Annotated in this window: 10 protein-coding genes; 5 read left to right on the top strand and 5 right to left on the bottom strand. The window is 74.6% G+C overall.

Annotated features, from left to right (window positions below):
- The first annotated feature begins 84 nt into the window (after positions 1 to 84).
- Together ACZ7DE_RS16665 and ACZ7DE_RS16660 are read left to right on the top strand one after the other, a co-directional pair.
- A complete protein-coding gene (locus ACZ7DE_RS16665) occupies positions 85 to 1,077 on the top strand; it encodes a hypothetical protein (RefSeq protein ID WP_470761734.1) in 993 nt (330 codons plus the stop codon).
- A gap of 195 nt (positions 1,078 to 1,272) precedes the next feature.
- On the top strand, positions 1,273 to 1,890 hold the full coding sequence (locus tag ACZ7DE_RS16660) for an HAD family hydrolase (protein WP_470761732.1): 618 nt from the start codon (positions 1,273 to 1,275) through the stop codon (positions 1,888 to 1,890).
- Here ACZ7DE_RS16660 and ACZ7DE_RS16655 read toward each other — a convergent pair.
- The gene (locus tag ACZ7DE_RS16655; protein WP_470761730.1) at positions 1,887 to 2,138 is read right to left on the bottom strand and encodes a hypothetical protein; all 252 of its coding nucleotides are present in this window, start codon (positions 2,136 to 2,138) and stop codon (positions 1,887 to 1,889) included. The two genes, ACZ7DE_RS16660 and ACZ7DE_RS16655, sit on opposite strands and share 4 nt — an antisense overlap.
- Before the next feature lie 186 nt (positions 2,139 to 2,324).
- On the opposite strand from ACZ7DE_RS16655, the gene ACZ7DE_RS16650 reads away from it, so the two are divergent.
- Complete coding sequence (locus ACZ7DE_RS16650; protein ID WP_470761728.1) at positions 2,325 to 2,708, top strand: cold-shock protein; 384 nt, start codon at positions 2,325 to 2,327, stop codon at positions 2,706 to 2,708.
- Positions 2,709 to 2,728: 20 nt separating this feature from the next.
- Here ACZ7DE_RS16650 and ACZ7DE_RS16645 read toward each other — a convergent pair whose 3' ends face one another.
- The 4 genes from ACZ7DE_RS16645 to ACZ7DE_RS16630 form a co-directional block, all read right to left on the bottom strand.
- Entirely contained in the window at positions 2,729 to 3,592 is an 864-nt protein-coding gene (locus ACZ7DE_RS16645; protein ID WP_470761727.1) for a 1,4-dihydroxy-6-naphthoate synthase, read from the bottom strand.
- Positions 3,579 to 4,280, bottom strand: coding sequence for a futalosine hydrolase (locus ACZ7DE_RS16640; RefSeq protein WP_470761725.1), 702 nt, complete (start codon positions 4,278 to 4,280; stop codon positions 3,579 to 3,581). The genes ACZ7DE_RS16645 and ACZ7DE_RS16640 overlap by 14 nt, the downstream gene beginning before the upstream one ends.
- 23 nt (positions 4,281 to 4,303) lie before the next feature.
- On the bottom strand, positions 4,304 to 4,816 hold the full coding sequence (locus ACZ7DE_RS16635; protein ID WP_470761723.1) for a DUF2771 domain-containing protein: 513 nt from the start codon (positions 4,814 to 4,816) through the stop codon (positions 4,304 to 4,306).
- Between the two features lie 61 nt (positions 4,817 to 4,877).
- Positions 4,878 to 6,311, bottom strand: coding sequence for an MFS transporter (locus tag ACZ7DE_RS16630; RefSeq protein ID WP_470761721.1), 1,434 nt, complete (start codon positions 6,309 to 6,311; stop codon positions 4,878 to 4,880).
- A gap of 718 nt (positions 6,312 to 7,029) precedes the next feature.
- Here ACZ7DE_RS16630 and ACZ7DE_RS16625 point away from each other — a divergent pair.
- Complete coding sequence (locus ACZ7DE_RS16625; RefSeq protein ID WP_470761719.1) at positions 7,030 to 7,992, top strand: DUF3027 domain-containing protein; 963 nt, start codon at positions 7,030 to 7,032, stop codon at positions 7,990 to 7,992.
- Positions 7,993 to 8,291: 299 nt separating this feature from the next.
- Complete coding sequence (locus ACZ7DE_RS16620) at positions 8,292 to 11,462, top strand: sacsin N-terminal ATP-binding-like domain-containing protein (protein WP_470761717.1); 3,171 nt, start codon at positions 8,292 to 8,294, stop codon at positions 11,460 to 11,462.
- The last annotated feature ends 84 nt before the right edge of the window (positions 11,463 to 11,546 follow it).

Here is an 11,546-nt window from a genome sequence, read left to right as displayed (position 1 = left end):
TGGCTGCGCCCGCGGACCCGGCCGACGGCCCGGGCCGTGAGCCGCCGCACCGGCGTCCGGGAACAGAAGCGGTAGCTTCTTCCCGTGGGGATCGAGAGCGACCAAGTCGTCTACGAGTATCTGAGCCGCGTCGGCGACGTCGCGCAGCAGCGGCAGTTGTCGTCGGCCACCCGGATGAGACTCGTCTCCGAGCTGCGCAACGAGATCGACCGGCGCCGGGCCAAGGCGGCCGTCGACTCTCCCGCCGCAGTCCGCCGCATCATCGACCGCCTCGGCAGCCCCGACGACATCGTCGCGGCAGCGGCCGAGGCGGGCGGAGCAGGGGCGCCGCAGTCGCCCACGCCCGCCGTGCCCGTGCAGCGGGACCGCGAGGAGCCGCCGCAGCCGTCCAGGGGGATCCGGCGGGCCGTGCCCCGGCCCCGCACGGGCGCGCCGCCCCCGGCCGCTCCCTCCGACGTGCCGTCGCCGCCGCACCGCGCGCCCGCGCACGAGCTCGGCGACAGCCGCGCGACGCCCGACTGGTGGCTGAGCGAGCCGACCCCCTTCGGCCCCGGCGAGGACGTGCACGGGTTCGTCGGCGGCGTGGAGATCCCGGACCTGCTCAAGCCGCCGCCGCGCAGGGTCCCCGAGGAGGAGGCCGCCGAGCCGGCCGCCGGAAGCGACGAGCCGGCCGACGACGAGGCCGCCGCCCGTCCCCGCCGCCGGCTCCCCTTCCTCGGCGCGTCCGGCGCACAGCCCCGGCGCTGGAGCAATCCCCTTCTGCTGATCGCCGCCGGCCTTCTGGTCGTCGGCGCGGTGCTCGGGAACTGGTTCGGGCTGATCCTGGGGTGGCTGATCGCCTACGCCTCGCGCCGGCTGACCGACCGTGAGACGAAGCTGGCGGTCGTGTGGCTGCCGGGGCTCGCGCTCACGGCCGGACTCGTCTGGCTGTGGGGACGCTCCGAAGGGCGCTGGGGCGACCCCATCGCCGAGGGCCACATGAACGACGCGGTCGCCCAGACCTGGCCGTGGGTGATCCGCGGCGCGGCCGTGGCGTCGGCGCTGTTCCTGGTCTGGCGGTCGCAGAAGCAGAGGTAGGCCCCGACGCGGTCGCGGACGCAGACACAGAGGACAGGGGCAGACGCGGAGACGGCAGCGGCGGCAGGGTGGGAAACCGGGCCGGGAATCGAGGCCCGCAAGCCAGGCCCGGAGGCCAAGCCCCGAAGCCGGCCCGGAAGCCAGGCCCGCAAACCGGGCCGGGGTTCGGGTGGGGCCGCCGGGCAGAATGGGCGCATGACGTCACCCCAGCTCACCGTCGGCTTCGACCTCGACATGACCCTCATCGACTCCCGGCCCGGCATCCGCGCCACCTATGAGGCGCTGGCCGAGCGGACGGGGACGTACATCGACGCCGACCTGGTGGTCACCCGGCTCGGGCCGCCGCCCGAGACGGAGCTGGCCCACTGGTACCCGGCCGAGCGGGTGGCGGCCGTGGCCGACCTCTACCGCTCGCTGTACCCCGAGCACGGCGTCACCGGCGCGACCGCGCTGCCCGGCGCCCGCGAGTCGATCGCGGCCGTGCAGGCGGCCGGCGGGCGCGCGATCGTGGTCACCGCCAAGCACCAGCCCAACGCCAAGCTCCAGGTGGAGCACCTGCGCCTCGGCCCGGACGCGGTGATAGGCGACCTGTGGGCCGAGCAGAAGGCGCAGGCGCTGCGCGAGCACGGCGCGAGCGTCTACGTCGGCGACCACGTGGGAGACGTCCGCGGCGCGCACGCCGCCGGGGCGCTGTCCGTCACCGTGCCGACCGGGCCGATCGGCGCGCGGGAACTGCGGGCGGCCGGTGCGGACGTCGTCCTCACCGACCTCACCGAATTCCCCGCCTGGCTCGCCGAGCGCCTGCGCGGCTAGTTCGTCGCGCCCCGCGCCCTGCGGCGGCCCGCGGCGATCGACCGCAGCACGCCCGCGCCCGCGATCAGGAAGCCGACGCCCATCAGCATGCTCAGTCCGAACATGTACGTCGGAAAAGGCGTCGTGCCGAGGAGCAGCGGGGCGACCGTGACGAGTGTGGCCACGGCGCCGACGAAGAACACGACGGCGCCGGCACGGATCAGTCGGTCACCGGGAGCGGCGGAATTCGTTTGGGTTTTGTCACGCACCGGACCAGGGTAGTTCCCAGCCCTGAGGAACAACCGGGGGACGTCTTGTCACCGGCCCGCAGACCATTAGCCTTGGTACCGGCGGGTCATGGTCGACCCGCCCAAGTGCTATCCGGAGCCGTTCCGCAGCGGTTCCAGAGCTGTTTCCGAAGCAGTTTTCCGACGAGTACGAGGACGAGGACAGACGTGCCTACCGGCAAGGTCAAGTGGTTCAACACCGAGAAGGGCTTCGGCTTTCTCTCCCGCGACGACGGCGGTGACGTCTTCGTGCATTCCTCGGTCCTCCCCGCCGGAGTCGAGGCGCTGAAGCCGGGCCAGCGCGTGGAGTTCGGCGTCGTCGCTGGTCAGCGCGGCGACCAGGCGCTCTCCGTCGTCATTCTGGACCCGACCCCCTCGGTCGCCGCGGCGCAGCGGAAGAAGCCCGACGAACTGGCTTCCATCGTCCAGGATCTGACCACCCTCCTCGAGAACATCACCCCGATGCTGGAGAAGGGCCGTTACCCGGAGAAGACCTCCGGCAAGAAGATCGCGGGTCTGCTGCGCGCGGTCGCCGACCAGTTGGACGTCTGAGCCGTTTAATCGGCAACCGGTTACGCCGGTTTCGGGAAATCGAGCGCACCGGGGCCGAGGGGCGGCAGAAGTCCCTCGGCCGCGGCGCGGGTGAGCAGTCCGCGGACCGCCGCCCGGCCGTCCTCGCCCAGATCGGCCGTGAACTCGTTGACGTACAGGCCGATGTGCTGGTCGGCGACGGACGGGTCCATTTCCTGGGCGTGTTCCATGACGTACGGGCGGGAGACCTCCGGGGCGTCCCAGGCGGCGCGCACGGAGGCGCGGATCGAGTCGGCCAGCAGATTCAGCGTGGCCGCGCCCAGGGAGCGCTTGGCGATGATCGCGCCGAGCGGGATCGGCAGGCCGGTCGTGGCCTCCCAGTGCTCGCCCATGTCCGCGAGCTTGTGCAGCCCGTAGTTCCGGTAGGTGAAGCGGGCCTCGTGGATGACGAGCCCCGCGTCGACCTTCCCGTCCCGTACCGCCGGCATGATCTCGTGGAACGGCATGACGACGATCTCGCCGACGCCCCCCGGGAGCGTGTCCGCCGCCCACAGCCGGAACAGCAGGTAGGCCGTCGACCGCTCGCTCGGCACGGCGACCGTGCGGCCCGTGAGGTCGGCCCCCGGCTCGGCGGTGAGGACCAGCGGCCCGCAGCCCCGGCCCAGCGCACCCCCGCAGGGCAGCAGCGTGTACGTGTCGAGGACGTACGGCAGCACGGCGTACGACACCTTCAGCACGTCGAGCTCGCCGCGCTCGGCCATGCCGTTGGTGACGTCGATGTCCGCGAACGTCACGTCGAGCGCGGGCGCGCCCGGCACACGGCCGTGGGCGAGGGCGTCGAATACGAACGTGTCGTTCGGGCAGGGGGAGTACGCGATCTGCAGCGCCGGCTCACTGGTGGTCATGTGGGTTCCAACTCTCCAGGACGGGTGCGAGCTTCCCGAAGGCCTCGGTGAGCGCGTCGAGCGCCTCGCCGATGCGCCAGGCGGCGCGGTCGCGCGGGCCGACGGGGTTGGAGACGGCGCGCAGCTCCAGTACGGGCACGCTGTGCGCGGCGGCCGCCTCGGCGACCCCGAAGCCCTCCATGGCCTCGGCGAGGGCCCGCGGATGGCGCCCGCGCAGGGCGGCGGCCCGCTCGGCGGTGCCGGTGACCGTCGAGACGGTCAGGACGACGCCGGGGCGGGCGCCGGTGACGGCCGCGGTCTCTCGTACGAGGGACTCCGGCGGACGGTGGGTGACGACGCCGAAACCCAGCTCGGTCACCGGCAGGAAACCGTCGGTGGTCTCGGCGCCCAGGTCGGCGGCGGTGATCTCGTCGGCCACGACCAGACTGCCGACGGGGGCGCCGGGCGCGAAGCCGCCGGCGATGCCGGCCGACACGACCAGGCCGTAGGGGGCGTCCCGCAGGGCGGCGGCGGTGAGGGCCGTGGAGACGGAGGCGGCGGCCAGGGCGGGGCCCACCCCGGCGGCGAGGAGGTCGCAGGCCTCGCCGGCGCGGTGCAGCGTCATGCCGGGCAGCAGGTCCCGCGGGAGCGGCTCCCGCGGCCATGCCCGTGCCACCGCGTCCCGCTCGGCGGGGACCGCGGTGGCCACGAGGACGCGTGGGCGGGACGTGGTCAGTCGTCCTTCTTGAGCTTGAAGGACCACAGGCCGGTCGTCGCCTGGCTCTCCTTCTTGCCGTCGCCCGCCTTGATGGTGACGAGCGTGGAGTCGCCCTGGGCGCCGTACTGCGCGTTGAAGAACACGCTGCCCGGGATCGTCCGGTAGGTCTTGTCGCTGTCCTCGGTGAGCGGCTGACCGTTCATCAGGATCGTCCAGCGCTTGTCGGCCACGTCGGGGTCGACGCCGAAGCGGACGGTCTCGTCCGGGTCGACGCTGATGGACTTGATGTCCTTGTCCCCGAGGCACTTGGTCAGGGCCGCGGCCTGCAGGGTCTCGCCCTCGCCGCCACAGGTGGCCTCGGAGCTGACCGAGTCGCGGCCGACGGTGACCGTGGACAGCGGGGTCGGCTTGTCACAGGCCGACAGGACGAGCAGTCCGGCACAAACGGCGCCGGCGGCGGCGACGGCGCGGCGGCGTCGCACAACGCCGAATACATCAGCGGCTCCGCCGCGGGGCATCGTGGTCATGGCGGAAGGCTATCGGGCACGCCCGGCCGTCTCTTTACGCGGGGGGCGGCGTGGCTGTGTGTTACGCCACGCGAGGCTTCGCGCCGCCCCCGCGCCGCACCGAGGACAGCAGCCCGCGGACGGTGGTCACCCAGCCCAGCGCGACGACCGCGGCGGCCACCGACAGGCCCAGGGCGCCGTTCAGCGGCATCACGATGCCGACCGCGCCGCCGAACACCCAGCACACCTGAAGCAGCGTCTCCGAGCGGGCGAACGCCGAGGTGCGCACCAGTTCCGGCACGTCCCGCTGGATCAGCGCGTCCAGGGACAGCTTGGCGAGCGCCTGCGAGAACCCGGCGACCGCCGCCAGACAGGCCACCAGGAACGCGCCGAAGAACACGGCGGTCACCAGCACCGCGCCCAGCACGACGGCGACGACGGTCACGATGATCAGTTCCGGGGCCTTGGAGCGCAGCCACGCCCCCACCGCCGTCCCGAGCGCGTTGCCCACGCCCGCGGAGACGGCCACCATGCCCAGCGACACCGCCGCGCTCTGCCCGGTCAGCGGGTGCTCGCGCAGCAGGAACGCCAGGAAGAAGGTCAGGAACCCGGACAGCCAGCGCAGGGCCGCGTTGGCGCCCAGGGCGTGGGTGACCGCGATGCCGACCGTCCTGAGGCCGGGGCGCTTGACCGGCTTGCGGTGCGGGCCGTGCAGATGCTGTTCGTCGGCGGCGAGCAGCGCGCGGTCCTCGCCCTTGGCCGAGTCGACCTTGCGGGGCAGCGAGAACGACAGGAAGGTCCCCGCCACGAAGATCACGAAGGCGCCGTAGAGCGGGTAGCGCGGCCCGAGGGCCTGCAGCCCGGCGGCGACGGGCGCGGCCACGCCGGTGGCGAGCAGGCCGCCGAGGGTCACCCGCGAGTTGGCCTTGACCAGGGAGAACCCGGGCGGCAGCAACCGGGGCACGACGGCGCTTCTGACCACCCCGTACGCCTTGGAGGAGACCAGTACGCCCAGTGCGGCCGGGTACAGCTCGATGCTGCCGGTCGCCACGGCCCCCGACAGCACGAGCGCCAGCAGCGCCCGGGCGAACATCGCCCCGGCCATGGCGGCGCGCCGGCCGTGCGGGACCCGGTCGAGCAGCGGGCCGATCACGGGGGCGAGGACGGTGAAGGGGGCCATGGTGATGGCGAGGTAGAGCGCGACACGGCCGCGGGCCTCGTCGGTCGGCACGGAGAAGAAGACGGTGGAGGCGAGCGCGACGGTGATCATGACGTCGCCCGCGCCGTTCACGCCGTGCAGCTCGATCAGCTTGCCGAGGCCGGACTCGCCGGCTCCGTGCGCGTGCGTGGCCTTTCTGATACCGCGGGCGGCGCCGGTGAAGGGGTAGTGCAGGGCACGGCCCACCGCGCGGACGGACCCGCTCATCCGGCCCGAACCGCTCACCCGGCTCCTCCCCTTGTTCCCCTTCGTCGCACCGATCCCGGTGGCGCCCTGGGGTGTCCTTGCGGCTGCCACTCCGTCATAGTGCCCCGAGAACGCCGTGCATAGTGCGGTTACCGCGCGTATGGCGGTGTGATCGTCGGCGCGCCGCGCCGGTCCGGCAATGGCGGTGAAGCGATTCCACGGCGGCCGGCGGGAGGCCGACGGGTGGGTGGCGGGGGGTCCGTAGCCGGTCGGCGGATGGTCGGCGGGTGGTCGATAGCCGGTCGGCGGGCGGTCGGAGACGGTCGTGAAGGGGTCGAAGGCGGTCGTGGAGGGAGCCGGAAGCGGTCGCGGTGAGAGTCGTAGGCGGTCGTGGAGGGGTCGGAGGCGTTCGAAAGGCCGTCGGGAGATGGTCTGGAGGCGGTCCCGGAGGCGGTCGTACGCCGGGGGGAGCGCGGCCGGAGCGCGGCCGGAATGGGGGCTGAAGTCGGCCGTGGGGCCGTGGGGAGAGGGGGCGGTTGCGGCCCCGGGGCTTTTTTGAAGGGTGGGAAACGTCCCGTCGGTGTAGGCCGAGCGTCCGCGAGCAGGTAGCGTGCGTAGCGCGCCGTGGCGATTGTTCTCGGCCGCGCGCCTCCCGGTCATCCCGCAGAATGGATGACAGCAGGTGCGCCCGAGCGCGATCGGGCGCGGACGTCGACGCGGCCCTCCCCCAGTGCCTCAAAGGCCTGGGAGGTGCCCCCAGCCGCTCCGTCCGCACCCGCCGCCTTCAGGCCGGCGCACCGAGAGACGGCGTAGGAGAGAAGCGATACCTGTGAGCGCAGCGAGCACGCGAAGCCGCACCCCCGACCGCCTGTGCGCCGAGGCCGTCGACCTCGCACGCGCCGCAGCCGAGGAGGCCGCCGCCCCCGGTGTGGTGGGCGAGCATGCGGGCCTCCTCTCCGAGGGCGACCGTGTGGTCACCCACTACTTCGAGTGCAAGGAACCGGGCTACCGGGGCTGGCGCTGGGCGGCGACGGTGGCCCGGGCGTCCCGCGCCAAGATCGTCACCCTGGACGAGGTGGTCCTCCTCCCCGGCCCCGACGCGGTGCTGGCCCCCGAGTGGGTCCCGTGGAGCGAGCGGCTGCGGCCCGGCGACATGGGCCCCGGCGACCTGCTCCCCACGGACGCGGAGGACCTGCGTCTGGAGCCGGGCTACACCGGCGAGGACGATCCCCGCCTGCAACCGGGGTACTTCGACGCGGACGAGCCGACCCCGAACTCGCCCCTCTCCGAGGAGATGGCCGAGCTGGTGGAGGCGGAGGACGCCGAGGTGACGGCCGCCCCGCCGACGGCCCTCCCGGCGGCTCCGCGCCGGGGCACGATCGCCGCCGTCGCGGAGGAACTGGGCCTGCGCCGGGCCCGGGTCCTGTCCCGCTACGGCCTGCACACCGCCGCCGACCGCTGGGAGGAGGGCTTCGGCGCCAAGACGCCGATGGCCCAGGCGGCTCCCGCGTCCTGCGTGAGCTGCGGCTTCCTCACCCCCATCGGCGGCTCCCTGGGCCAGGCCTTCGGCGTCTGCGCCAACGAGTTCTCCCCGGCCGACGGCCGTGTGGTCTCCCTGGCGTACGGCTGCGGCGGCCACTCGGAGGCCGCCGTGATGCCCAAGCCGCCGCGGCCCGCCCCGCCGGTGATCGACGAGACCCGGGTCGACCCGTTCCCGCTGCGCCCGGCGCCGGACTCGGGCTCGGTGCCGGCCGTCTCCGACGAGGACGCGGCGGAACTGGGCCACTCGTAGCCGCACCGCGGACCCGGCGGTCCGTCCGGCGGGCGCTGCGCCCGGGGACGGACGGTTGAGGTTCGGGTTCGGGCGCGGTTCGGGCCCGGCCCTGGGGGTCGGTGTCGGCCGGCTCCGGTGCGGATGGCGCGGAGCCGCTGACCGACGGTCTCGCGCCGCACGTCCCGCGTCCGCGCCGAGAGGTTCGGGACGGTGTGAGCGGAATCGGGCCCTCCGGGGGTGTGCGGCCCGGGCAGGGGGCGGCGGGGGCGACGAACATCTCGCGGTACCGTCGACTCCCGTCGACGAGGAGAGCCAACGTGAGCAAGTTCGTGCGGCCGGCGCCCGAGGGCGCGGATCCCTTCGGCACGGCGCGCCTGCGCCGCGGGGTCCTGGACGCCTGGGCCACGAGCCCGGCCCGGTTCCGGGAGGACGCCAACGCCGAGGAGGACCTCGTCCTCGGCGGATACCGGGACCGGCTCGTCGTCGAGCTCGCTCAGAACGCCGCCGACGCGGCCGCCCGCGGCGGGGTGCCGGGGCGGCTGCGGCTCACCCTCCGGGACGGCGTTCTCGTCGCCGCGAACACCGGCGCCCCCCTGGACGCCGCCGGCGTGGAGTCCCTGGCCACCCTGCGGGCCTCCGCCAAGCGCGAGGAGCGGCAGTCGGCCGTGGCCGTCGGACGGTTCGGCGTCGGGTTCGCGGCCGTTCTCGCCGTCACCGACGAGCCGGCCGTCGTCGGACGCCACGGCGGGGTCCGCTGGGACCTGGCCGAGGCCCGCGCGCTCGCCTCCGAGACCGCCCGGCACAGCCCAGGGCTGGGCGACGAGATCCGGCGGCGCGACGGCCATGTGCCGCTCCTGCGGCTTCCGTTCGCCGCCCAGGGCAGCGCCCCGGATCCGTACGACACGGCCGTCATCCTGCCCCTGCGCGACGCCGCGGCCGCCGACCTCGCCGAACGCCTCCTCACCGCCGTCGACGACGCCCTCCTCCTGGCCCTGCCCGGCCTGGAAGAGGTGGTGATCGAGGTCGGCGACGGCGCCGCCCGCACCCTGCGGCGGTCCGCCGAGGGCGCCCTCACCGTCGTCACGGACACCGAGCAGGGCACGACCCGGTGGCGGACCGCCGCCGCCCACGGCGCCCTCGGCCCGGACCTGCTCGCCGACCGGCCCGTGGAGGAGCGGCTGCGGCCGACCTGGTCGGTCACCTGGGCCGTGCCCGTCGACGACGACGGCGCTCCCGTGCGCCCCCGCACCACTCCCGTCGTCCACGCGCCCACCCCCAGCGACGAGCCGCTCGGCGTCCCCGCCCTGCTCATCGCGTCCTTCCCGCTCGACACCACCCGTCGCCACGCGGCCCCCGGCCCGCTGACCGACCACCTGGTGGAGCGCGCGGCGGACGTGTACGCCGAACTCCTCGCCGGCTGGCGGCCGGTGGGCGCCGGGATCATCGACCTCGTGCCCGGACCGCTGGGCAAGGGCGAGCTGGACGGAGCCCTGCGCCGGGCCGTCCTCGAGCGGCTGCCGCGCACCGCCTTCCTGCCGCCCGCCGTCGCGCCCGCGCCCGCTTCCGAGGACGCGGTCGGGGGCGTGGACGAGGACGAGGACGCGGTCGAGCTTCCCGAAGCCCTCCGCCCCCGCGACGCCGAGGTCGTCGAGGGCGCCGGCGCCGACACCGTACGGGTGCTGGCCGAAGTGCTGCCCACCCTGCTGCCCGCCGGGCTGGAGCGGCGCGTCGAGCTGCGCACGCTGGGCGTCACGCGGATCCCGCTCGCGGACGTCGTCGACCGGCTGGCCGGCCTGGAGAAGGACCCGGGCTGGTGGTACCGGCTCTACGACAGCCTGGCCGGGGTCGACCCGGACCGGCTCACCGGGCTGCCCGTGCCGCTGGCCGACCGGCGGACCGTCGTCGGCCCGCGCCAGGTGCTGCTGCCCACCCCGGACGCGGCCGGCCTCGACCCCGAGGTCCTCGCTCGGCTCGGACTCCGGGTCGCCCACCAGGACGCCGTGCACCCCCTGCTGGAGAAGCTCGGCGCGCTGCCCGCCAGCCCTCGCGCCGTCCTGACCACCCCTCAGGTCCGGGCCGCCGTCGCCGCCTCGCTGGACGACGACGGCGGCGCCTGGGACGACCAGGGCGGCCTGGACGCCGAGGAACTCGCCGACACCGTGCTCGCGCTGGTCCGCGACGCGGGTCTGGAGCCCGGCGACGAGCCCTGGCTCGGCGCCCTCGCCCTGCCCGACGAGGACGGGGAACTCGTCCCCGCCGGTGAACTGGTGCTGCCGGGCAGCCCGTTCGCCTCCGTCATCCGTGAGGGTGAACTGGCCGCCGTCGAAGTCGACTTGGCGGAGAAGTGGGGCGAACAGCCGCTGGCCGCGTGCGGCGTGCTCGCCGACTTCGCGCTCGTGCGCGCCACGGACGTCGTCCTCGACCCGGACGAACTGGAGCCGCGCGAAGGGGACTTCGCCGAGCCCGACGACGCGGGACTGCTGGACGCCGTGGACGTGTGGTGCGAGGACATCCTCGACCGCTTCCCCGACAGCCCCGTGCCTCCCGTCGCCACCGAGCTGGTCGCCGTCCGCGACCTCGACCTCGTCGACGAGGACCGCTGGCCGCAGGCCCTCGCCATGCTCGCCCGGCCGCCGCTGCGCGACGCCCTCACCCAGCCCGTCCGCGTCCTCCTGCCCGACGGCACCCACGAGGTCGTGCGGCCCTACACCGCGTGGTGGCTGCGCGGGAACCCGGTCCTCGACGGCCGCCGCCCGGCCGGCCTCCTGGCGGCCGGCGGCGACCCGCTGCTGCACGGCCTGTACGAAGAGGCCGACGCCACCGGCTTCGACGACGAGCAGGTGCTGCGCGCCCTCGGCGTGCGGACCTCGGTGGCGGCCCTGCTCGACGAGCCCGGCGGCGCGGCGGAGCTCCTGGAGCGCCTCGCCGACCCGGAACGCCCCGTAGGCCCCGCCCAACTGCACGGTCTCTACGGTGCGTTGGCCGAACTCGACCCGGAGCAGGTGACCCTGCCGGACGAGCTGCGGGCCGTCGTCGACGGGCGGGTCGAGGTCGTGGACGCGGCCGACGCGGTGGTGGTCGACTCACCCGACCTGCTCCCCTTCACGCAGGGCGTCCCGCTGCTCCCCGTACGCCCGTCCCTGGCGGCCGAACTCGCCGAGCTGTTCCAGGTGCGGCGGCTGAGCGAGTCCGTGACCGGCGACGTCGACTCCGAGGGCGCCGAGCACGACGTGCCGGAGTCGGTGCGGGCGCTGCTCGGCCCGCTCACGCCGGCCACCTACGTCGAACACGAGGAACTCGTCGTCGACGGCGTGGAGATCGACTGGCGGCTGACCGCCGACGGCGTCCTGCACGCGGCCACCCTGGAGGGCGTCGCGGCCGGCCTAGCCTGGGCGTCCCGCCAGTGGCCCCGCCGCTTCGAGGTCGCGGCCCTGCTGGAGGACCCGTCCCGCACGGCGGAACTGGCACGGGACCGCTGGTTCGACTGACGCGAGCGGCCGCGGGGGCGGGGTGGTGCGGAGCGTGTGAAGATTCTCCGCGTCAATTTCCACTGAACGTACAACCATTCGCCC

Source organism: Streptomyces sp. NPDC037083, assembly GCF_055606485.1.
The sequence above is the reverse complement of the archived record's forward strand: the minus strand, read 5'-3'. Positions and strand labels throughout refer to the sequence as shown.

Coding starts and splice junctions, on each gene's coding strand:
- ACZ7DE_RS16660 (WP_470761732.1), top strand. CDS start 1,273: ATGACGTCACCCCAGCTCACCGTCGGCTTCGACCTCGACATGACCCTC.
- ACZ7DE_RS16645 (WP_470761727.1), bottom strand. CDS start 3,592: ATGACCACCAGTGAGCCGGCGCTGCAGATCGCGTACTCCCCCTGCCCG.
- ACZ7DE_RS16635 (WP_470761723.1), bottom strand. CDS start 4,816: ATGACCACGATGCCCCGCGGCGGAGCCGCTGATGTATTCGGCGTTGTG.